Origin of the sequence: Streptomyces sp. 5-10, assembly GCF_014712245.1 — a bacterium.
In the GTDB taxonomy this organism is placed as follows: Bacteria; Actinomycetota; Actinomycetes; order Streptomycetales; family Streptomycetaceae; genus Streptomyces; species Streptomyces violaceusniger.
In genome coordinates, this window is the sequence record NZ_JACVYG010000024.1 from 54,153 (window position 1) to 76,076 (window position 21,924).

The 21,924-nt window shown below is 69.4% G+C and carries 17 protein-coding genes and 2 pseudogenes; 13 read left to right on the top strand and 6 right to left on the bottom strand.

Going from position 1 to position 21,924, the window contains the following annotated elements:
- The first annotated feature begins 37 nt into the window (after positions 1–37).
- Complete coding sequence (locus IEJ02_RS24905; protein ID WP_317985911.1) at positions 38–1,048, top strand: 3-oxoacyl-ACP synthase III family protein; 1,011 nt, start codon at positions 38–40, stop codon at positions 1,046–1,048.
- 22 nt (positions 1,049–1,070) lie between these two features.
- A complete protein-coding gene (locus IEJ02_RS24910; protein WP_191066913.1) occupies positions 1,071–1,808 on the top strand; it encodes an SDR family oxidoreductase in 738 nt (245 codons plus the stop codon).
- 73 nt (positions 1,809–1,881) lie between these two features.
- On the opposite strand, the gene IEJ02_RS24915 is transcribed toward IEJ02_RS24910, so the two are convergent.
- The gene (locus IEJ02_RS24915) at positions 1,882–3,501 is read right to left on the bottom strand and encodes an MFS transporter (RefSeq protein WP_317985912.1); all 1,620 of its coding nucleotides are present in this window, start codon (positions 3,499–3,501) and stop codon (positions 1,882–1,884) included.
- A 104-nt stretch (positions 3,502–3,605) separates the two neighbouring features.
- Here IEJ02_RS24915 and IEJ02_RS24920 point away from each other — a divergent pair, with 104 nt between their 5' ends.
- On the top strand, positions 3,606–4,052 hold the full coding sequence (locus IEJ02_RS24920) for a nuclear transport factor 2 family protein (RefSeq protein ID WP_191066915.1): 447 nt from the start codon (positions 3,606–3,608) through the stop codon (positions 4,050–4,052).
- Between the two features lie 34 nt (positions 4,053–4,086).
- Here IEJ02_RS24920 and IEJ02_RS24925 read toward each other — a convergent pair whose 3' ends face one another.
- Complete coding sequence (locus tag IEJ02_RS24925; RefSeq protein WP_191066916.1) at positions 4,087–4,713, bottom strand: TetR/AcrR family transcriptional regulator; 627 nt, start codon at positions 4,711–4,713, stop codon at positions 4,087–4,089.
- A gap of 241 nt (positions 4,714–4,954) precedes the next feature.
- Between IEJ02_RS24925 and IEJ02_RS24930 the strand changes: the two genes are divergently transcribed.
- From IEJ02_RS24930 to IEJ02_RS48820, 5 genes and pseudogenes are all read left to right on the top strand, one after another.
- Positions 4,955–6,367: an MFS transporter gene (locus tag IEJ02_RS24930; RefSeq protein WP_275559786.1), complete on the top strand. Its 1,413-nt coding sequence runs from the start codon at positions 4,955–4,957 to the stop codon at positions 6,365–6,367.
- Positions 6,368–6,572: 205 nt separating this feature from the next.
- Complete coding sequence (locus IEJ02_RS24935) at positions 6,573–7,286, top strand: response regulator transcription factor (protein WP_191066917.1); 714 nt, start codon at positions 6,573–6,575, stop codon at positions 7,284–7,286.
- A gap of 275 nt (positions 7,287–7,561) precedes the next feature.
- Entirely contained in the window at positions 7,562–10,987 is a 3,426-nt protein-coding gene (locus IEJ02_RS24940; protein WP_191066918.1) for a protein kinase domain-containing protein, read from the top strand.
- A 111-nt stretch (positions 10,988–11,098) separates the two neighbouring features.
- The gene (locus IEJ02_RS24945; protein WP_191066919.1) at positions 11,099–12,466 is read left to right on the top strand and encodes a protein kinase domain-containing protein; all 1,368 of its coding nucleotides are present in this window, start codon (positions 11,099–11,101) and stop codon (positions 12,464–12,466) included.
- 373 nt (positions 12,467–12,839) lie between these two features.
- A pseudogene (locus IEJ02_RS48820) lies at positions 12,840–13,061 on the top strand (RNA polymerase sigma factor); the annotation flags it as partial.
- Between the two features lie 650 nt (positions 13,062–13,711).
- Here IEJ02_RS48820 and IEJ02_RS24955 read toward each other — a convergent pair.
- The 3 genes from IEJ02_RS24955 to IEJ02_RS24965 all read right to left on the bottom strand — a co-directional run bounded on the left by IEJ02_RS24955 (position 13,712) and on the right by IEJ02_RS24965 (position 16,190).
- The gene (locus IEJ02_RS24955; protein WP_191066920.1) at positions 13,712–14,554 is read right to left on the bottom strand and encodes a MerR family transcriptional regulator; all 843 of its coding nucleotides are present in this window, start codon (positions 14,552–14,554) and stop codon (positions 13,712–13,714) included.
- Positions 14,555–15,146: 592 nt separating this feature from the next.
- A complete protein-coding gene (locus IEJ02_RS24960) occupies positions 15,147–15,743 on the bottom strand; it encodes a serine hydrolase (RefSeq protein ID WP_317985913.1) in 597 nt (198 codons plus the stop codon).
- A gap of 36 nt (positions 15,744–15,779) precedes the next feature.
- Positions 15,780–16,190, bottom strand: coding sequence for a MerR family transcriptional regulator (locus IEJ02_RS24965; protein ID WP_191066921.1), 411 nt, complete (start codon positions 16,188–16,190; stop codon positions 15,780–15,782).
- Positions 16,191–16,386: 196 nt separating this feature from the next.
- On the opposite strand from IEJ02_RS24965, the gene IEJ02_RS24970 reads away from it, so the two are divergent.
- From IEJ02_RS24970 to IEJ02_RS24980, 3 genes and pseudogenes are all read left to right on the top strand, one after another.
- A complete protein-coding gene (locus IEJ02_RS24970; RefSeq protein WP_191066922.1) occupies positions 16,387–17,325 on the top strand; it encodes an alpha/beta hydrolase in 939 nt (312 codons plus the stop codon).
- A 349-nt stretch (positions 17,326–17,674) separates the two neighbouring features.
- Complete coding sequence (locus tag IEJ02_RS24975; RefSeq protein ID WP_223864368.1) at positions 17,675–17,842, top strand: hypothetical protein; 168 nt, start codon at positions 17,675–17,677, stop codon at positions 17,840–17,842.
- Positions 17,843–17,906: 64 nt separating this feature from the next.
- A pseudogene (locus IEJ02_RS24980) lies at positions 17,907–18,236 on the top strand (helix-turn-helix domain-containing protein); the annotation flags it as partial.
- A gap of 342 nt (positions 18,237–18,578) precedes the next feature.
- Here the strand turns inward: IEJ02_RS24980 and IEJ02_RS24985 are convergent.
- The gene (locus IEJ02_RS24985; protein WP_191066923.1) at positions 18,579–19,922 is read right to left on the bottom strand and encodes an endonuclease domain-containing protein; all 1,344 of its coding nucleotides are present in this window, start codon (positions 19,920–19,922) and stop codon (positions 18,579–18,581) included.
- A 614-nt stretch (positions 19,923–20,536) separates the two neighbouring features.
- Here IEJ02_RS24985 and IEJ02_RS24990 point away from each other — a divergent pair.
- Together IEJ02_RS24990 and IEJ02_RS24995 are read left to right on the top strand one after the other, a co-directional pair.
- Entirely contained in the window at positions 20,537–20,842 is a 306-nt protein-coding gene (locus IEJ02_RS24990; protein ID WP_191066924.1) for a hypothetical protein, read from the top strand.
- Between the two features lie 245 nt (positions 20,843–21,087).
- Complete coding sequence (locus IEJ02_RS24995) at positions 21,088–21,777, top strand: GntR family transcriptional regulator (RefSeq protein WP_191066925.1); 690 nt, start codon at positions 21,088–21,090, stop codon at positions 21,775–21,777.
- The last annotated feature ends 147 nt before the right edge of the window (positions 21,778–21,924 follow it).

Sequence of the window (21,924 nt, forward strand, 5' to 3'; positions counted from 1 at the left end):
GAGGCACGCGCCATATCATCCTGAAGGCCGGCCTGGGGTGGGGATAAGGGCCATCGGATGCCATCTCCCCGAGCGGATCGTCACCAACGCGGAACTGGCAGGGCGGCTGCCGACGAACGACGCCTGGATTCGTGAACGCACCGGCATCGAAGAGCGCCGTTTCTCAGGCCCGGACGAGTGGTCGTCCGATCTGGGAGCGAGGGCCCTGGCCGATGCCTGCGAGCAGCTCGGCCTGGCCGTGGGCGACATAGACCTGGTCATCTGCGGCACCTACACCCCCGACCATCTGCTGCCCAACACGGCAGCCGCGATCATGAGCAAGGCGGGGATGTCGGGCACGCCCGGGTTCGACGTCAACAGCGGTGGCTGTCCCGGAGCCGTGTTCGCCCTGGACGTCGGCGTGAAGTACGTCGCCTCCGGCCGGTATCCGCGCGTCGCGGTGGTGCTCGCCGACGTGGGATCCAAACTCTTCGACCCGGAGGACCGCACCGTCGGCGTCATCTTCGGCGATGCGGCCGCCTGTTACATCCTGGAGCCCACGCTGCCCGGAACGGGGGTGGGAGAGGCTCTGCTGCGCAGCGACCCCGAGCACTACACCTCCGTGTACGCGGCCCGCGAGGCGCGCGTCGACGGGCACGGCCGTCCGAAGAAGTCCGCGTTCGGAGACAACTTCACCACCATGCGGGGCAATGACATCAAGCAGTTCGTCCTCGGTGTCATCCCCGGCTTCATCCGGGAGTTCGTCCTCAAGTCCGGGCTGGAGCTGGACGACATCGACTTCTTCGCCCTGCACCAGGCGAACCGCAATCTGGTGCACGGAATCCTGGACGCGCTCGGCCAGCCACACGCCAAGACGCTGACGAACATCGAACGGTTCGGCAACACTTCGGGGGCATCGCTGCCCCTCGTCCTGCGGGACGCGGTCGACTCGGGCCGGCTGCGCCCCGGGCGGCTCGCCCTGCTGACCGCGTTCGGCGGCGGTCTCAACTACGGGGCCGCCCTCGTCCGCTGGTGCGGGCCGGACGACTTCGTGACACACACTCCGTGAGCTTCCCGGGAAGGTCCAACTCTTGAAAACCACCTACGACTTCACGGGGCGCACCGTGGTCATCACCGGCGCCGGCCGAGGCATCGGCCTGGCGGCCGCCAGGTTCTTCCACGCCGCGGGAGCCGTGGTCTGGCTCGTCGGCCGTGACGGCGCACGGCTGAAGGAGGCGGCGGACGATCTGGACGGCGCACGGTTCGCGGAAGTGGATGTCTCCCGTACGTCCGAGGTCGAGGGCCTCGTGTCGGATGTCGTCGCCGACACCGGACGGGTCGACATCCTCATCAACAACGCGGGAATCCTCCGCGACCGCATGCTGTGGAACCTTACCGACGAGGACTGGGACTCGGTGCTGGCGGTGCACCTCGGCGGCCCGTTCCGCTTCATCCGGGCCTGCACACCGCACTTCCGCAGCCAGTACTGGGGGCGGGTGGTGAACGTGACGTCGTACGCCGGGATCCACGGCAACGTCGGGCAGACGGCCTACTCCGCGGCGAAGTCGGGCATCATCGGCCTCACCAAGACCGCCGCGAAGGAACTGGTGCGGTTCGGCGTCACCGTCAACGCCATCTCCCCGGTGGCCGAGACCCGGATGATCACCTCGCTCCCCGACCAGCAGCGCGAGAGGCTCCAGAGCATCATTCCCGCCGGATACTTCGCCCCGGCGAGCGAGATCGCCTGGGCCCTCGGCTTTCTCGCCTCGGACCAGGCCGGCTATGTCACGGGCACCGTGCTCCCCGTCGACGGCGGGATGTCGATCTGATGACGGCTCCCCAGTGCCGACGGGGCGCGGGTACTTCGGTACCCGGTCAGCCGGGTACTTCTTCGGTACCCGGTCAGCCGCGCCGCTTCTCCTGCAGGCGTACGCTCTCCGCCCGCCCCGGAGCCAGCAGCAGAACCGCTGCCGCGCCGACCGCCACGACCAGCGCGGCGACCAGCATCGCCCGGTCCAGGCCGTCGGCGAAGGCGGTACGCGCCGCGTCGGCCACGCGCGCTCCGGTCGCGCCGCCGATCCGCTCCGCCTCGGCCAACGCGGCGTCGAGGGAACTGCGCACGGTGCCCAGCGCGTTCGCGGGGATCGCGTCGTCGCGGTCGCCGACACCGGCGCGATACCCACTGTTGAAGGCGCTGCCCAGAATGGCGACCCCCAGCGCTCCGCCGACCTCACGGGTGACGTCGTTCACCGCGGAGGCCACGCCCTGCTTCGCCGCCGGAAGCGAAGCGACGATTGCGTCGGTGGCCGGCGCGAGACACAGGGAGATGCCGGCTCCGACCACGACCGTGCCCACCAGGACGGGAACGTAGGAGGAGTTCTTGTCCAGTGTCGTCAGGACTCCCATGCCCGCGGCCATGATCACCATGGCCGCGGTCAGCACGACCCGCAGTCCCGCTCGCCGCACCAGCATCGGAGCGAGGGGCGAGACCGCCGCGACGGCGACGGTCATGGGCATCAGGGAAAGGCCCGCCACCAAGGGGGAATACCCCTTCAGCCACTGGAGGTACTGCAGCATCACGAAAAACAGGCCGAAGGTCGCCACGCTGGCCATGACGATCACGATCGAGCCCGAGGCAAAGGCCCCGATCCGGAAGAACCGGGGGTCGAGCAGCGGGTGGCCGACATGCAGTTCCCACAGCACGAAGCCCACCAGGGCCGCCACACCGCCGATCGCCGCCAGCATCACCGCGGCGTCGCTCCAGCCGCGCTCCGGCCCCTCGATGATCGCGTACACCACGGCGCACAGACCCACGACCGACAGCAGCGCGCCCAGCACGTCAACCGGAACCTCGTCGGGATCCTTCGAGGTCGGGACGATCACGAGAACGAGGAGAAGAGACAGCAGCGCGAGTGCGGCGCTGAGTCCGAAGATCGACCGCCAGGAGAACGCCTCGAGCAGCGCACCCGAGATCAGCAGCCCCATCAGGGCTCCCCCCGCGGCCACCGCCGACCAGACGGCCACGGCTTGGGCCCGCTCTTCAGGCGGGAAGATCGTGGTCACGATCGACAGGGTCATCGGCATGATCATGGCCGACCCCAGGCCCGCCACCACGCGCAAGACGATCAGCATACGGGGATCGTCCACCCACAACGCCGCGGCCGACGCCGCTCCGAAGAGGCACACCCCGGCCAGCAGCATCCCCTTGCGCCCGTAGCGGTCGCCGAGCGCTCCGGCCGGCAACAGGAACCCGGCGAACACGAGACCGTAGGAGTTCATGATCCACAGGAGCTGCGACTGACTGGCCCCTGTGTCCCCGGCGATGTCCGGCAGCGCCACGGTGAGGCCGACGACCATGCTGACGATCATCATCAGCGCCACACACATGACCGCCAGGACCACACGCCTGCGCATCAGCCCGGGCGGCGCGCCCGCCGCGGGGGGCGCGGTCCCCTCCTGCTGCGTTTTCTCCATCTTCCGCTCCCTTGCGCGGCCGTCCCCGCATGAGGCCCGACCAGCCATACAAACGATTGATTAAAACGATCGCTTAACCACCGTACGTGAGGCGCGTCGAGCGCCGCAACCACGCACGTCCACGTCACTTCGAGACATAACGGAAGGCAGATATGACGTCGCAGGAGATCACGGAGCAGAACAAGGAGACGGTCCGCGCGTTCATCGACGCCCTCAACCGCCAGGACCTCGACGGCCTGGGCGCGCTGCTCACGGACGACGCCACCTGGACGGTGTGCGCGCGCGACATTCCCGCCGCCGGCTCACACGGGAAGAAGGCGCTGCTGGGCCGCGTCCTCCCGACCGCGATGGCCATCTTCGAACCGGGCGAGCCGAAGACCGAGATCACCCGCATGATCGCCGAGGGCGACATGGTCTCGGCCGAGATGGTCAGCCACGGCCGCCTGCGCCACGGCGCGGTGTACAGCAACCAGTACTCACACATGTACGAGATCCACCTGGGCCGCATCACGGCCGTCAGGGAATACACCGACACCGACTACGCCGGGAAGATCATGGCCGGAGCCGTGGCGGCGGGCCACACGCTCGACCTCGACTGAGCGCCGGCCCGAACCGTTTCCCGAACCCCGAGCGTCAGGGGGCCCGGAAGACCGCGAGCACCGCGGCGACGAGCCGATCCGTCTCCGCGTCGGCGTCCGTCGGCGCGGTTTCGCCGGAGACCCCGTACGGGGCCAGGTCGGCCAGAGCACCTGCCTGGTGCAGAGCCAGCAGACCGACCATGACGCGATAACGGAAGGCCACGTCGGGCGCGGGCACGCCGGGCAGAGCCCGGTTCAGCTCCTCCAGATAGCGGCCTTCCACCGTTTCGACCTCGTCGGCGAACAACTGGCGGATACCAGGGTCCGGTTCACTCATCACCCGGCCGAGGAAGCGCGATACGGCCGACCCGTCACCGTCGCGTCGGCGCGCCAGGTTCGCACCTGTGCGCACGAACGCCTCGACGAGGTCGGCCACGTCGGGCCTGCCGCCATTGGCGAGAAATTCCTCCAGGAGGCGCCGCCGCTCCTCATTGACAGGCCTCATGGCCCGGTCCACGACGGCTCGCAGCAACCCTTCCTTCGACCCGAAGTGATAGTTGACCGCAGCCACATTGACCCCGGCCGCGTCCGTCACCGCGCGCAGCGAGGTCGCCGCGTATCCGCGCTCCCCGAACAGCCGCTCGGCGACGTCGAGGATCCGGTCCTTGGTTCCCGCAGACACGGACCCGCCCTTCTCAGCCATAGCCCGATCTTAAACGAGCGCTTGAACCGGGCAAGTCCCGACGCCAGAGGCCACGCATAGCCTCCGATCCACTCCTAACCTTTACGGCGCTGTTCACTTTCGAACGAGCCGCCGCTACGGTAACCCTTACAGCATTGTTCAAGATCAGGAGTGATCGGTGACCAAGGAGAGCCCTCCCCATGACCGCGGCCATCACCTTCGGCATGGGCAGAGTCCACCCGTGCCGCGGCGGTGGGCGACCCTGGCCCTGCTCTGCATGGCCCAGTTCCTCCTGATCGTCGATGTCACGGTCATCAACGTCGCGTTACCCACCGTCGGCGACGCGCTTCACCTCAGCCCCGGTCAACTGACCTGGGTGGTAACGGCGTACACCCTGTGCTTCGGCAGTCTGCTGCTGCTCGGCGGCCGGGCGGGAGACGCCCTGGGCCGCAAGCGCACGTTCCTCGCCGGCCTTCTGGTCTTCACCACCGCGTCCCTGCTGTCCGGCCTGGCCGACGGCGGCGGCACCCTCATCGCCGCGCGCGCCGCCCAGGGCGTGGGCGCGGCCCTGCTCTCCCCTGCCGCGATGGCGATCATCACGTCGATGTTCGACGGTCCCGAGCGACATCGCGCGCTGGGGGTCTGGGCGGCGATCGGCGGCAGCGGCGCGGCGTTCGGCGTGCTGCTCGGCGGCCTGCTGACCACGAGCCTGGGCTGGGAATGGATCTTCTTCATCAACGTCCCGATCGGAGCGGCGGTCTTCGTCAGCGTGGCCGTCCTGTTGAAGGAGCGGGACGAGTCCGGCCCGGGACACCATCAAGCGCCCCGGAAGGGCGTGGACGCGGCCGGGGCGCTCACCATGACGGCCGCGCCGGGCCTGCTGATCTACGGCCTCGTCCAGGCTCGCGATCACGGATTCGGCTCGGCCTCGGCTCTGCTGCCGTTGGCGGGTGCGGTCGCCTGCGCGGCGGTGTTCGTGGCCGTGGAGCGGTCGGTCCGGGCACCACTCGTCCGGCTGTCCGTCCTGACCCGCCGCAACCTGGTCGGCGGCAGTACGGTCATGCTCGCCGCCTCCGGCCTTCTGATCTCCCTGTTCTTCCTCTGCTCGCTCTACCTGCAGCACGTCCTGCGACTCAGCGCCCTGCGAACCGGTCTGGTCTTCCTTCCCGTGGCCGTCGCCATCACCCTTGGGGCACACTTCGGTTCGCAGGCGGTCGGCAGGTTCGGCTGGCGGCCCGTGGCGGCCTCCGGGTTCGTGCTCACCGCGATCGGCATCCTGCTGCTGTCACGCGTCGACGAGAACGGGAGCGCATGGACACAGGTCCTGCCGGGATTCCTGATCGCCGCGGCCAGTCTCGGCGCCGGATTCGTCTCCGCCACCACCAGCGCCATGAGCGACGTCCCGCACGAGGACATGGGCCTCACATCCGGCCTGGTGAACACCTGTCATGAGCTGGGCGCGGCGCTCGGCGTGGCCGTCGTGGCCACACTCGCCGGCGCGAGCCTGGAAACCGGCGGCTCGGTGCCGACAAGCGGCTTCGACCGCGCGTTCCTGGCCTGCGCGGTGATCTCACTGGGCGCGGCAGTGGCCGGAGCCCTGCTGCTCCCCCGCGGTAGGCCCGACCCTTCCCAAGGACCGGTCTTCGCGCACTGAACTCCAGCACCCCGCGAACCCCGACTCCCGTCATCCGGACGTCGATCCCCCGTCTCGTCCGGGTGACGGGCCCCCTCGCAACAGCTTGACTATGAAACTACGGCGATTGATAGTATTTTCGCTGCGGCGACCATTGTTCGTTGTCTGGCGGAAGGGACATCGCCATGGGGGAAGACCGTTCCTGTTGCCTTCAGGCCGAGCGTTTATGAAGGCGACCACGGGGGGTCGCAACACAACGTCCGAGCTGCACGACCCGCATTCGAACGAGCGCTCCGACGGCCACATCCTTCTGATCGACCCGGATCCCGGTTCCCGGATCCTGATTCAGCGCGCCCTTGAGGACTGCAACCCCTGCGCGCCGGTGACCTCGGTCGCGACCTCGACGAGCGTTCCCGTCGGCGGTCTCGGCACACCACTGACCCTGGTCCTGTCCTCCGAGGCCGAGCACCGCGAGGTGGCTCCACTCGTAGGCCTGTTGGCACGACCCGACACCCGCATCGTCGTGGTCCTGCGCGTGCAGGCCCGCGAACGCTTCGAGGACCTCGCGGGTTTCCCCGTGGACGCCGTCGTGCACGGGGAGGACCTCTGCGGTCCGGCGATGGCCGAAGCCCTAGCGCATCGAACACAGGACACGGTCGTCGTGTCCCGGCAGGCCGTACGCCAACTGTTCCACCTCGCCGGCAGCTCGACCGCATCGGCCGCCCCCTCGCCCTCGCTCACCGAGCGGGAGGCGGAGACTCTCCAGTTCATGGCCTCCGGCATGAGCAACCGGCAGATCGCGCGGGACATGGGCATCACGGAGCACGGCGTGAAACGGCACGTCGCCAGTATCTTCGCCAAGCTCAACTGCCGGAACCGCACCACGGCGGTGGCGATGGCCCTCCGCACCGGGCTGGTGTCGCATCAGCCTCCCCAGTAGCCGATCGCCTGTTCCCCGCCGCCCTGACCACCTGACCTCCCGTCAGCTGACAGTGACGACCGTCCGGAGCACGCGACGGCAGCGAGCCCAGCTCCACACCGACAGCCGCCAAGGACTGAACGGCGCCGCTCCCCCACCTCCGCGGTGAGCCTGGAACATCGACACCAGGATCGACGCGTCACATACTGATCCTCGTCGAGATCTGACAGCGGGGCCTTCTGCGTCCGGGCCTCCCAGGACGGCGACTTCTGCCGCACTCACGATGAGGAATCGCAGTGAACGCACCTACGTCGCCGACCGTTTGGGTGACCGGCGAGACCGTCGACGGCCGGTACCGGGTGATCGGCGAGCTTGGCCGGGGCGGGATGGGCGTCGTGCACCGGGTACGGCACCTCGCCTGGGGCATCGACATGGCGGTGAAGAGTTCGCGGCCCGAGCTGTTCCGGAGCCCCGGCGATCAGGAGCTGTTCGTCAGGGAGGCCGAGGCGTGGGTGTCCCTCGGGCTCCATCCGAACGTCTGCGCCTGCCATTACGTGCGGGTGATCGACGGTGTCCCCCGCGTGTTCGCCGAGTACGTCGACGGCGGCAGCCTGGCCGAGTGGATCGGCGACGGGCGCCTCTACGCCGGGGACGCGCGGCAGGCCCTCGCCCGTGTTCTCGACACGGCAGTCCAAGCGGCCCGTGGGCTCGAGCACGCCCATCGCGGAGACCTGGTGCACCAGGACGTGAAGCCGGCCAACATTCTGCTCGACGGCACGGGTGCCGCGAAGATCACCGACTTCGGTCTCGCCCGGTCCAAGGCCACCACGGCCCCGGCTGACCTCCACGTGGCGCCGGGCGTCAGCGTGTTGGTGCCGTTCGGCGGCATGACGGTCGGCTACGCGTCCCCGGAGCAGCTCGCGGGCGAGCCCGTCGGGCGGCGCAGCGATGTCTACAGTTTCGCGGTCTCGGTCCTGGAGATGTTCACCGGCGGTGTGCATTGGGCGGCTGGTTCGGTCGCGGGCCTCGCGCTGGAGGAGTACCTGGCCGACCCCTCGAATCCGGTCGCGGCGCCACCGGAAGTCGCCCACCTGCTCCGGCGCTGTCTGCGACAGCACCCGGCCCACCGGCCGGCCTCGATGGCGGACATCGCGGATGTACTGACCGGGATCTACGAGCAGGCGACCGGCTCGGCGTATCCGCGTCCCACGTCGCAGGCCGCCGATCTGCGCGCCGACGAGCTCAACAACCGTGGCCTGTCGCTCCTCGACCTGGACCGGGCCGCCGACGCCGAGCAGGCCTTCGACCAGGCGCTCGCGGTCGACCCGCACCACGTCGGGGCCGTGTACAACGGTGGCCTGTTCCGGTGGCGTACGGGGGCGATCACCGATGGGGAACTCGTCGCCCGGTTGGAGGCGATCCCGCGCGGCTCCGGCGCGTCCTCCTGGCAGGTGCGACTGCTTCTGGCCCGGGTCCACCTCGAACGCGGCGACCTCGCGGCGGCACGCGACCTGCTCGACGCCCTCGCCCGCGAACGGCCCGACGACACCGACGTACGGGCGGCGCTGCGGGTGGCGGCCTCCGGAACCGTGGCCGATGCCCGCCACACCGGCACCCGCGAATTCCGCGAGCCGTTCGCGCTGCCGTTCGCGCCGGTGAAACTGCTCGCCCGGCACGAGGTGATGGGCTACCTGCCGATCCGGTTCGCTCCCGACGGACGCCTCGCGCTGAGCGGCCACTGGGACGGCGTGCTCCGGCTGTGGGACACGTCGACCCGCGCACAGCGGTTGGCGGTCAAGGGCCACCGCACGCAGGTGCTCGGCGTCGACCTCACCCCTGACGGCTCGTACGCACTGTCCACGAGCCGCGACGGCACGGTGCAGTTCTGGGATCTCGGGGCGGGCAGGTGTATCCGCGTCATCCGCTCCGCCGCACGCGCCACGGGGTGCCCGGTCAGGTTGAGCGCCGACGGCCGCATCGGTGTGTGGCAGGGTGCGGACGGGCGCGTCCAGGTCTGGGAACCGCGGACCGGGACCTGCCGGTGGTTGCTCGGGGAAGCGTTCAAGGGCAACCACCTGGACGGCTCGCGGTACGAGGTGAGCGCCGACGGGCGCCATGTGCTCACCGCCGAGGAGGACGGGGCGCGGCTGTGGAGCGTGGCCGATGGCCGGTGCCGGGTGCTGGCCGCCGGCTCGGCGACGCATGCGCTGTGCTTCAGTCCCGACGGACGGACGGTCGCGGTGGCCGGCGAGGACCGGGTGATCCGGTTGTGGGATGTGGGGGACGGCCGGCAGGTCCGGACGATGCGTGCGTTGACGGGACTGCCCGCCGCGGCCAGTCACCTGGCCTTCGGCGACAGTGGGCGGCTGCTGCTGTCCGGAACGACCGGCGACCACACCGTTCAGATCTGGGAGCTTAAGCGCGGCCGGTGTCTGCGGACCTTCACCACCGACGCGTACGGAATGCACCACGTCGGATTCCCGGACGGTGACGACCGGTTCGGCTGCTCCATCGGCGGGCATCCCGAACTGCCCATCCACCGCTGGCGGTTGCCCGATACCGAATACGCCGCGGAGCCGCATGTGATCAAGCCGCGCGAGTACGCGGAGGTCAGCCGGCTCGGCGGGCTGGCCGAGGAACTGCTCGCCGACGCGCACCAGGCGATGTCGAACGGCCGGCACCGGTCAGCCTTCGCCCTGTTGACCCGCGCGCGGGAGATACCGGGATACGAGCGCGCGCCCCAGGTCCTGGCCGCCTGGCACGAACTGGGCCGCTCGGCGCGCCACGTACGGCTGCGCTCCGCCTGGTCGCGACCACTGGACGCCGGCCGCCTCTCCTACGGAGCCATCACGGCGATCGGTGTCGCCGCGGGTGCCCGGCTCGCCGTCAGCGGGCAGGGCGACGGCACGGTACGGATCTGGGATCTGGACAGCGGCGCGTGCACGCGTGTCCTCGACGATCACCAGGGCAGAGTGGGCGGGGTGGCGTTGACCGACGACGGCCGGCACGTCCTGTGCGAGGGCACCAAGCCACTCGCGATCATTCGGCGGCGACTGGCAGACGGCGAGTGCCGTCGGCTGACTCCCGACCGGGACATGAGGCGGACCATCATGTTCACCGGCGACGGAAGGTACGCCTGGCTGGGCGGAGGCGACGGTGTCCTGCGCCGCTGGGACCTGGACGAGGACCGCTGCGTCACGACGATCACCCGGAACGGCCCGGTCAACGTGATCTCCACGTCCGCGGACGGGCGGCTCGCGGCGGTCGGCGACTCAGACGGCGTGGTCCGGCTGCGGGATCTCGACACCGGAGCCTGCCTGCGGACCTGGACCGGCCCCCGGGAACCGATCCTGTCGGCGTGCCTGAGCGCCGACGGCCGCCTGGCCATGTCCACACACGAGGTCATGTCCTCGGGCGCCAAGGACGAACCGATCCGGCTGTGGGACGCCGGTGCCAGGCGACCCGTACGCGAGTTCGCGGGGCACGAGGGCTGGGTCTCCGCCGTGCGGTTCACACCCGACGCCCGGTTCGCCTTCTCGGCCGGCCACGACAGATCCGTACGGATGTGGGAGGTCGCCACCGGCCGCTGCCTGCACGTGCTCGAAGGGCACCAACAACGCATCCGGCACCTCGAACTCACCCCCGACCTGCGCAACTTGGTCTCGGCGGGGGACGACGGCATCCGGCTCTGGGACCTCGACTGGGAGCTGGCGGCCGACTGAGCGGAGCGGGATGCGTACTGTCCCGTACTGTCCGACGCCGCAGACGGCACGCTCACGTTCACCGTCTCGTCCCCCGAAGCCCCCCACTCACGCACAAGGAGACGATCCTCCGTGACGCCCTCGGCCATCATCACGCTCACCCTCGTCGAGGGCCGGGTGAAGCCCGGCGCGTACGTCTTCGAGGAGCGCACCACCTGCGTCCTCGGCCGCTCCACCGACTGTTCGCCGCGACTACCCGACGACTCCGACCACAAGACCGTCTCCCGCCACCACTGCCTGCTCGACATCAACCCGCCGGACATCCGCATACGCGACTTCGGCAGCCTGAACGGCACGTACGTCAACGGCGAGAAGATCGGCCAGCGGCGCCGGGGCCTCACCCCCGAGGAGGCCGCCGCGGATTCCTACCCCGAGCACGACCTCGAGGACGGCGACCGGATCCGCCTCGGTAACACGGTGTTCCGCGTCGACATCACGCGGCCGCAGGTCGCCACGGTGAGGCTCGCGCGCTGCGCCAAGTGCGAGCGCGAGCTGGGCGACGAGGCGGGCGGCCGCCCCGGCGAGTTGTTGTGCGCCGCCTGTCAGGCCCGGCCCGACGCCGTGCTCAAGCTGCTGCTCGAGCTGGCGCACGGCGGCCGCGCCGACCTCAAGGCCATCCGCGGCTACTCGGTGATCCGGGAGCTCGGCCGTGGCGGCATGGGCGCGGTGTACCTGGCCCGGCACGAGGCCACCGGCGTGGAGGTGGCGCTGAAGGTGATGCTGCCGAAGGTGGCGGCGAGCGAGACGGCGCGCGGCCGGTTCCTGCGCGAGGTGGCGCTCACCCGGGCCATGAAGCATCCGCACGTCGTCGCGCTGCACGACACGGGCTTCGGATACGGAACCTTCTATCTGACAACCGAGTTCTGCACCGGCGGCAGCCTGGACCGGCTCGTCGCGGAACGCGGCGGGCGACTCCCGGTCGAGGAAGCGGTGCCCATCGCGGTGCAGGCGCTCAAGGGACTGGAACACGCGCACGGGCAGGGCGTCGTCCACCGCGATCTGAGCCCCTCCAACATCCTGCTGCACAGGGAGCCCGACGGCTCGACGACGGCGAAGATCGCGGACTTCGGCATCGGAAAGGCCTTTGACCAGGCGGGCCTGAGCGGGCTGACACGCACCGGCACCACGGCGGGCAAACCGATGTTCATGCCGCGCCAACAGGTCATCGACTTCCGCAAGACCACCCCCGCCGCGGACGTCTGGGCACTTGCCGCCTGCCTCTACCACACGCTGACCGGAAGGACCCCGCGCGAGTTCCCGCGCGCCAAGGACCCCTGGCAGGTCGTCCTGCAGGAGCCGGCGATCCCGATCCGCCGCCGCGACCCGGCCATCCCACGACGCCTCGCGGAGGTCATCGACACGGCGCTGCGGGAGCACCCCGAGATCGGCTGCGCGAGCGCGGCGGAACTGCGCGGGGCGCTGGAGCGGGCGGTGCGGTGAGCCCTGGCTGCGGCAGTTACGCGGGAGATACCGGCCAGCGACCGTGACGGCGACGAAGGACAGCCCGCGCTACCTGTCCGCCGCTTCATCGCTTCGCGCTCCGGGGTCCGCCCCCGTCAGGTCACCTCCCGGGGCTTGAGGGGCGCGCTCCCCACCACCGACCCGTGCGCCCGGTTCAACCGTGCCCTTGCCGGAAACCTCATCCGTCCTGGTGGGAGCCGGTGCGGCGGGCTTCCCGAAAACTGGCCGCGGTCGCTCGAGTTGGCGCTCTCGCGCTGCTGCCGTCAGCGCGCCATGATGATCGATCGTGCTGCTGCGACTGGCTTACCTGGGTGCGACAAACGTGTTCGCAATGCTCCGCCCGCTGCCCGTCGCGGAACACACCGAAGAGGACCGCGCAACGGCCCTCGCGGTGGCGGACGGACTCGGCTCCCTGCCCCCTCACCAACGTCAGGTACTGACGTTGCGCTACTACGCCGATCTTCCGGTGCGTGACATGGCAACGCTGCTCGACATCCCCGAAGGCACGGTCAAAAGCCGCCTGCACACGGCCGTGGCCGCACTGCGCACCCGGCTTCGCGAGACGGAGGTGATCCACGCGACCCGCCCCCCGCGCAAACAGCGATGTATCCACGGGGCACTCGCCGCAGCGGCAGCCGCCTGCGTCGCCGCCATCGTCGTGACAGTGACGGTCACCGCCGACGGCGACTCCGGAACCGATCTTGACACCACAGGCCGAGGACAGACCTTCCCACAAGCGCTCGCCTGCGCGACCGCCGTAGTAGAAGGCGACCTCACCGCGGTACGCCCGGTCGGTCAGGGCCGGGTTCAGGTGACCGTGTCCGTGGACCAGTGGTTCAAGCCCAGCACAGGGCCTGGCACGGCACGCTTCGACCTCGCCGACCCCGCCGTCGCGGACCCCGCCGAGGCATACGCCACCGGGGACCACCTCCTACTGCTCGTCCCCCGGCGCAAAGGCCAGATTCCCGACAGCTTCCAGGGCCAGGAGCTACGACCGATACGCGACCGGATCACCCGCACCCTCCCGGAGGCAGCTCACACCCCCTGCCCTCCTGAGTTCCAGTGAGGCACACCTGACAGAGCCTTCCCAACAGTGGTCTGGCCGGCACAAACTGCCCTGTCCCGACGCCGTACACGGAGCTCCCCACATCTCGGTGGCCGGCAGATCGACACGGACAACCTTCAAGCGCGACGAGACGCCAGGTCGGTACCGGGCACAGGCGATCACCTGTCTGCGCGGGCGTCCTGGCCGACGAGTTGTGCCACGCGCTCCATACAGCGCATCCGGGCAGGAGAGAAGTCGTAGGGCATCTTGGTGATCGCCTCCGAGGCGCCCATCCGCGTGTCCTCCTCCTCTGCCAGGTCGGCGTCGTAGGTCTCGAAGAGCTCGTCATCGGCCGTGTCCAGCCCGGCTGCCGTGATGGCCTGCACGAGGGCCATGTGGTGGGTGTATCGCTGTACGGCGATTTCCTCGACGCGCGGGTCATCGGGGTCGACGCCGTCGTCGAGGGCGGCCTCAGCCTCGTCGAGACGGTCCTCCTCGGCCCGTAGGTCGGGATGGGTGGCCAGCACGATGTACACGCCGGCCTGTAGTGCGGAGCCGAGCGGACCGAAGATCCGTTCCGTGACCAGCAGGGCCTCCATGTCGGAGGCGCGCAATGCACCAGGGGGCAGGTGGCTGAGCCGATCCGTCACCAACTCGGAGAGCAGGCCCAGCGGGCTGCCCACAGCCCGCAGGCGCCCGACGGCCGCGCGCTGACGTTTGATGTCGGCCTCCTGGGCAGCCAGGGATTCCTCCAGCCAGCCCAGGGTCTCCTCGATGTCCCCGGATTCGTCGAAGGCAGCTCGCATGTCGTCCAGGCTGATGCCGACCTCCGCCATCCTGCGGATCCACAACAGGCGGATCATGTCGTCGTAGCCGTAACGGCGGCGGCCGTCTCCACCACGCTCGGGTTCCGGCAGCAGACCGATCTGGTGGTAGTGGCGGATAGCGCGCGGGGTGGTCCCGGCGAAGGCGGCAGCAGCGCCGATCTTGACCTGGCGGGGCGGTGTGACGAAGGGGTACATCGCAGACGGAGCCTTTCGTGCTGTGGTGCCTCGACGACACCACATGCCGCTACGGCAGGTGCAACAACACACCACCCGGATTCCACCGACCGCAAGGCCCTGGCCGCCGCCGAGCGACGGATCTGGACAGCCGAGGAAGCAACCCGCTTCCTGCACTACTGCCACCGCGCCGACCGTGCGAGGCGGGCGCGTGCACCGCCAGCCAGTGAGTGGTGTGCATCGTGACGTTGCTGGTCACGGGTGTGGTGTGCGTGGGGCTCGGGGTACTCATGCTGGTCGTGGGCGGATGCCTTCGGTGAAGATCGTCGGTCACCGGGAGATTTCGCGGTTCGTGAGGACCAGCAGGGCCCTGGCCACGGGTGTGAGTAGTTGGCGTACAGGAAACCCGGTGAGAACGATCATGGTTCGGTCGACACGAGAACCGGGTCAGCCCTCCCACCGACCGGACCATGATCAATGTCAGCGCCAACCGCTGTCCCGATGTTCCCGAGGCCGGTTCACGTCGTCGCCCCCGGAGCGTCACCAGTGCAACGCGATCTGCGACGCAGCGCTCCATGTACGCACGCGGTAGCTGTACGGGGACCTGCCCTGATCAGGGCAGCTGGTCGTAGACGGTTCGGACGTAGGCGGCGCTGCGGTCGGAGCCGAGGAGGCCCGGTCCCATCTTGTTCATGACGTAGGAGATGGTCATGCGCCGGTCGAGATCCGCGATGATCATCGAGCCGCCCCAGCCGCCCCAGAACGCGATCCTGCCGTCAGGGATCCAGGGCAGGGTGTCCTTCTTCGGCAATGCGAAGCCGACACCCCAGCGAGACGGCAGGCCGTTGACGAGGTCGACGCCGTCCGCCTGCACGTCGAAGATGAGGTCGATCGTCTTCTCGCTGAGCAGCCGGATGCCGTCAACCTGACCGCCGCAGGCGAGCGCGGACAGGATGCGTGCGACGGAGCGGGCATTGCCGTGGCCGTTCGCCGCACCGATGTCCGCGGCCCGCCAGGCCGGGGTGTTCGCGGTTGCCGCCGCCACCGCCGGGCCGATCAGGGTCTTGTAGGCGGGACCGGCTGTCCCGAGGGCCGCCGGATCGAAGGGCAGCGGGGGCGGCGGCACGATGTCCGCGACACGCGTCCAGTCCGCTTCGGCTGCGCCTATCTGGAAGTCCGCTCCCAGCGGGCGGGCGACCGAGGCTGACACCGGTGTGAAGGTCAAGCGGTGCAGGTCACGGCGGGTTCAAGCGCTGTCCTCCGCTGTGAGGCCCGGTGCGTGTTCCTGCTGCCCGTTGGTCTCGCGCAGGGCCGCGAGATAGTCGGCGATCGCGTCCCTGTTGCGGGTCAGACAGTCGATGCGTGCCGTGAGGCTGGCCTGCTCGGCTTCCAGGAGCGCGACCATCTCCGGTGTCAGACCGGAGAAGCGGATGGTGCTGTGCGGGGTGGAGATGCACGGCAGGACCTGCTGGATCAGGCGGGTCGGCAGACCGGCCCGCAGAAGGTCTCGGATCTGCACAATCCGCCCCAGGGCATTTTCGTCGTACTCCCGGTAGCCGTTTTCGGAGCGACCGGGCGCGATCAGACCCTGCTGTTCGTAGTACCGCAGCAGCCGCGGAGTCGTTCCCGTGTGCTGCGCCGCCTCTCCGATGCGCATGCCCTCGATCTTAGGGCAAGGCAGCCTCCAGAAGGCCGTGACCTGCACGGTTTGACCTTGACATCAGTGTCAGGGGTGGACGCTGACGACGTTGGCGAGGTCCACCGGAACCGTCTCGGCGGCGTACCCCCACAGGGCATGTATCCCGTCCGTGTGGCACACCGGGGCCGCGCAATCAGTGGCATCGACGAAAGACATGAGCACCATGAACGTGACACCAGAAGCCGCAGCACTGCTGGAACGCTGGATGCAAGCGGCCAGCGGCATCGCTCCTGCGCTTACGGGGGAAGGCGACCTCAGCTGGGCGGAAGTGCGGGACAACTACGGCAAGGAACTCGCCGCCGCTCTCCCGGCACCGCAAGGCGTGACCTTCGAGAGGACCGAACTCGATGGCGTGCCGACCATGCTGGTGGTGCCGGAGGAAGTGACCGATGACCGGACACTGCTCTACATCCACGGCGGAGGCTACGTACACGGGGCGGTCGAGGCCTATGTCGGACTGACCGGCCACTACGCCAAACGCCTGCGGGCACGGGTGTTTGTGCCCGACTACCGCCAGGCACCCGAGCATCCTTTCCCCACCCCCATCGACGACGTGTTCACCGCCTACCGGGCGCTCCTCGCGGCGGGGACCGCCCCTGAGAAGATCGCGATCTCGGGTGACTCCGCCGGGGGCGCGATGGTGATCACGGTCATGCGCAAGGCACGCGACGTGGGCATGCCGTTGCCCGTGGCGGGCGTCTCCCTCTCGCCCTGGGCCGACCTGACGCACTCCGGCTCCTCGGTCCAGAGCCGCAACGGCCTCGACCCATTGACAAGCGGAGAATTCCTGGAGAAGCTCGCTCGCGCGTTCCTGGGCAACGCGCTGCCGACCGATCCGGACGCCTCGCCCGTCTTCGCCGATGTGCGCGGCCTGGCCCCGACCTTGATCCAGATGGGTGAGAACGAAGTGATGCTCAGCAGCGGCATCACGCTCGCCGGACGGCTCGCAGAACAACGCGTCCGCACCACCCTTGAGGTATGGCCCCACATGTTCCACGTCTGGCACCTGCTGGCCGGCCACATGGCCGAGGCCGACGAGGCCCTCGACAACGCCGTCTCCTTCATCACGCGGGAGTACGAGCGAGCGCGCTGAGCTTGTTCTTTATCTTCCGGCCTCGAATGGTGTCTCGAACTGAGTCGCTCACCTGGGGGTTCGCCGGACGTGGGGGCGGCCTTCGTCTGATCATGTGCTCCGACCAAGGGTGCACATGACCACGACTGTGTGCGGACGGTGCGGTGAAGTCCCCGGTGGACTTGACGCTGTTGCCCGAGCATCGTCGTGGGCACGGAGCAATGAGACCCGTGCATCATGAAGTTGCAGTTCACGGGTCTGGTGTGAGGGGCGATCGGGATACTCGCGCTGGTCGTCGGCCGATGTCCCTCGTGGAGACCGTCTGACCTGTCGGTCGCTGCCCGAGGACTACCGCAAGATCCTGGCGCTGGTGCGGGAGGCCGACGGACCGGTGCAGGTAAGGGCGGTCGGCGAACGGCTGGGGCTGGACACCTCGGTGCGCGGCAAGCTGGAGCCCCTGCGCGCGAAGATGACCAAGCTCGCCGACCGCGGCTGGCTGCACAAACGGCCCGACGGCCGCTTCGCCGTACGTCGGTGACGACGTTGCAGGCCGCTGCCGGCAGAACGTGACCAGCGGGCCCTCGGCGGCAGTTGAGTTTGGTGTGAAGAAAGCCAACAGTACCGTTGAGGGCCCTGACGGCCTTGTCGACACCGCCCGCCTGCCCCTGTCGAGCGCCACCCTGAACTATCTCGCCGACCTGATACGCAGCCACTTGAAGAAGATCGGCTCCCGGTGGCGGGCCCTGCCCGCCGGGAAGATCGCGGGCATCGTGCGCGCGGTGCTGCGCTGTGACCAGCGGCCGGGCGACCTGGCCAGGGGCAACCGGATACACCGCACCACCGTGTCCCGGTGGGTCCGCGAGGTCGTCGGCCTGCTGGCCGCCAGCGCCCCGCGCCTGGACCGTGCCCTGAAGAAGATCACCCGGCCCGGCCGCCGGTTGCCGGTGTCCAGCTTGTTCTCCGGCTCTTGGCTGGGTGCGTTGCGCGCCTTGGACGGCAGATAGTGCAGCGGCGTCCGCGGGGATTTGCCCAGCTTCTTCGCGTGCTTGTTCTGAATCAGCCAGATGTGCGCCGCCGCGCCCGGGAACGCCTCGGAGCTGATGGTGTACCCCGGCCTGTACGACGGGAGCACACACCCCGGGTCCTTGCCAGATATCACCTCGATTCGCTGACTGGTCGAGCACACAACTTCGACCCGTACGCGCCGGGCTATGGCCGACGTGTTTGAGCTCCCGGCCGTGAGGCTGTTGGGGTGTCAGGTCTCCCGGTGCCGCTCAGAACAGTGCCAGGCCCTCGCCGCTGGTGTCCGCGATGACTGGCCGGAACTGGGCAGGGAGGCCGTCCAGGCGGTCAGGACCGGCCGCGGCGGCCACAGCAGGAGCCGTCTCGGCCAACCAGAGACGAAACCGCTCGGCGGCTTCGCGGTAGGGGACTCGCGCCAGGACACGATGCTCGCCGGAGGGGCAGAAATCGACTGCGACAGTGAGCATGCAGGAACGGGGCGCGTTCTGACTGCCCGTCCAGGACACGCGCAGGACACCGCAGGGTTCGCGCCCGCCGGGGGCGCGGTGGGTCGGGCGTAGCGATCGGCAGGCTATGTGGGCGGTCCATGCGGCGAGGTGCGGCAGGGGCAAGGTGGTGCGTGCGCGGCAGCCGGGGCAGCGGTGCCAGTGGCGAAGCCAGTCGTCGGCGTCGGTGTGGAAGAGGCGTGTGTAGCGGTTCGCCACGCGGATGTCGTTGCTGTACAGGTGGTCGGGGCGTTCCTGGGTGTTGCAGGACTGGCAGACGGGGGCTCGGACGTAGCCGTGTTCGTGGCAGTGGTCGAGCACGGTGGCGGGCGTGGTGCGGCAGACGGCGCACGCCCACCCGGCCACCCTGCGGGAGGTGCCGGGCTTCCTGCTGAGCACCGAGTACAGCTGGCCTTCCAGCTCTCCGTTGTACAGACGCGGTGAGGCGGTGGGGCCCTCGGGGCTCGTCGTCTGCCGACCGCCAAAGTCTCGGGCCTGCCGGGGGCGGGAGGGCGGCTCGGTGGCGGCTGCGCTTGCCTGGCGGGTCCGCGCGGCGTGCACCCACCGTGTCTCGGCGTGCTCGGCAGCGTCGAGCAGCCTGACCACAGCGCGCGGCAGCCACCACGTCCGCTGCGTCCCGTCGCGGGTCCGCTCCACGAGTATCTGTCGCCAGTCGATCCCCGCCAGATGGTACGGCCGGCCGACTTCACCTCGTGCTGCCCGCTCGAGGCCGCTCGGCTCCCGCAGTTCCCCCGCGATGCGCCGGCGCCAACGCAGCTGCGTTTCCTCGTCGCACTTCTGCCTCGGCACCCCACGAAACGGACCGATGCGGACCAGGTCCTGCCGATCCATCGCCACCGCGTTCAGTTCCGCGGCCGCCCGGCGCACCTCAGCCTCCGGAACACTCCACTGACCGCCGCTCGCCCTCACCGTCTCCACCACATGGCCGCCGAGCAGGACGTACCCCACCCGGGCATGGGCAGGAGGGCAGGTGAATGCCCCAGAAGCCGTCGGCACAGCGCTGTCGGCCGTCACATCGACCCACAGAGCGTCCGCGGCACCCAGGGTGATCAGGCCGTCCGTGCGACCGGGCATGACACGCTCTGACATACCGACAGGCTAACGGCCCGCAACGCGGCAACGGGTTCCAAGCGCCTCGGTCAGCCGGGCCGCCGCCCACGCCGCATCCGCCGCCCGGTCCGCGCTGCGGCGGATGCTCGATGGCGAGGCGGGCGGCTTCAACGCCGATCCGAACCAGACCGTGGCCGACTACCTCACCACCTGACTCGAAGCCAAAGCCCTCACCCTCAAGCAGACCACCCTGGTCCGCTACCGCGACTACGTCACCCACGGCCCGATCCCGGCCCCGGGCACACTCAGACTCGACGATCTCGGCTACCGCCACATCGCCGGCTTCGCCCGCACCCAGCTCCCCACCGGCCGCGGCCGCGTCACCCCCACCGCTGCCTCGCCACACAACTGGGTCGCCATCTCCCCACGCGTCGCAGCCGCCCTCCAACACCAAGCCCCACCCGGCCCTGCCACACCTCACCCCGACGATCCGTTCTCCGGCCTGGTGTTCACCCGACCCAACGGGCAACCACTGCGACCGCAGGCCGCGACCACACCGCGACCACCGGCTTCAGCAACACGAAAAAGGCCGCCTCCCCATCTCTGAGAAAACTGCCTCCGACCTGTGAAAACGCTGGTCGGGACGACAGGATGTGAACCTGCGCCCCCTTGCCCCCCAGCGGCCGCCCTCGCCCGCACCCTGGCCTGCGCGATCTGAACAACCTGATCGTGACCCCCACATCGCCGGCCAGACCACCCAGTCCCTGCTGGCCGCCGGCACCCAGGCACTGGCCTGCATCCGGCAGGCCCTCACCGGCCAGACCCCCGACCACGCCGTCAACACAGTCACCTCCGTCATCGAGCGCACCCAGGCACAAGAGCAGACCGAACAGAAGATGCGCGACGCCATCAACGCATCCCTCGGCGGCATGATCAACGAGTACGGACACGCGGCCTGACCTGCCGCGACAGATTCCTGAACGGCACATCCAGCCCAGACACGACAAAGGCCGCCCCCCTACCCGCGGAAACGGCCTCCGGCCTGCGAAAACGCTGGTCGGGACGACAGGGTTTGAGGAGGATGAGCCATGAGGTCGGCCACCGCCGCGAAGCTTCGCGCCGATACCGCTCCCTGCCGACCGTCAACAGATGACACCATTTCGGGCTACTATGATCACTCGAGGAGCTGAAGGAGGGTTAAGCCGTGTCTGGTCAGGCGCTTGCCAGTCTCACCCGATCGACGACCCTTCGGGAGCGCGCGCTCGTGGCGCTGCGGACGGCCATCACCACCGGCCAGTACCAGCCCGGCGACCACCTCGGAGAAGTAGAGATCGCCGAGCACCTGTCGGTGAGCCGCGGCACGGTGCGCGAAGCCCTGCGCCACCTCCAGCAGGAGGGCCTCGTCACCGCGGGAGCACGTGGCATGCTGCGCGTGTCCCGGCTGACTCCGACCGAGGTCCGGGAACTCTTCCAGGTCCGGGAAGCGCTGGAAGGACTCGCAGTGGCACAGATCATCGCGTCACCGCGCAGGCAAGACGCGGCCGAAGACCTGCGCAAGGCCCTGGAAAGGCTCAAGGAGGCCTTCGCGTCAGGCGCGGATCTGGCCTCGAAGGTCGAGGCCGATCTCGGCTTCCACCTCCTGTTGTGCGAGCTGTCCGGGAACTCGGTACTCCTCAAGACCTGGCGGCAGCTCGAGGGGCCGATGCGCGTGGTGATCATGAGCGCCGCTAGTGAACGCCGCGACGTGGCCATGTCCGCAACGGCCCACGAGCCCATCGCCGACGCGATCGCCCGCGGAGACGCCGCGGCGGCCCAAGAGATCCTGCACACGCACATGGCCTCGGCGATCGAGCAGCTGGGCATCGAACGCGAAGGCACTCGCGAGACCGCCTGACCACCACGACCTGAGGTGCCGTGTTGCACGCCGGGGCACACTCGGCCAGGTCTGGGACGCGAGGGGCGGGAGTCGGTTCGGGTCAGCCCGCTGGCGGGCATCGACCAATGCGGAGACAACATCGTCGCGGGCTGCGCGCATGGACGC

Bases quoted from the DNA above. Each gene is read 5' to 3' on its own strand.
- IEJ02_RS24955 (WP_191066920.1), bottom strand. From the start codon at position 14,554: ATGTACCCCTTCGTCACACCGCCCCGCCAGGTCAAGATCGGCGCTGCT.
- IEJ02_RS24915 (WP_317985912.1), bottom strand. From the start codon at position 3,501: ATGGCTGGTCGGGCCTCATGCGGGGACGGCCGCGCAAGGGAGCGGAAG.
- IEJ02_RS24970 (WP_191066922.1), top strand. From the start codon at position 16,387: ATGAGCACCATGAACGTGACACCAGAAGCCGCAGCACTGCTGGAACGC.
- IEJ02_RS24965 (WP_191066921.1), bottom strand. From the start codon at position 16,190: ATGCGCATCGGAGAGGCGGCGCAGCACACGGGAACGACTCCGCGGCTG.
- IEJ02_RS24935 (WP_191066917.1), top strand. From the start codon at position 6,573: ATGAAGGCGACCACGGGGGGTCGCAACACAACGTCCGAGCTGCACGAC.
- IEJ02_RS24985 (WP_191066923.1), bottom strand. From the start codon at position 19,922: ATGTCAGAGCGTGTCATGCCCGGTCGCACGGACGGCCTGATCACCCTG.
- IEJ02_RS24920 (WP_191066915.1), top strand. From the start codon at position 3,606: ATGACGTCGCAGGAGATCACGGAGCAGAACAAGGAGACGGTCCGCGCG.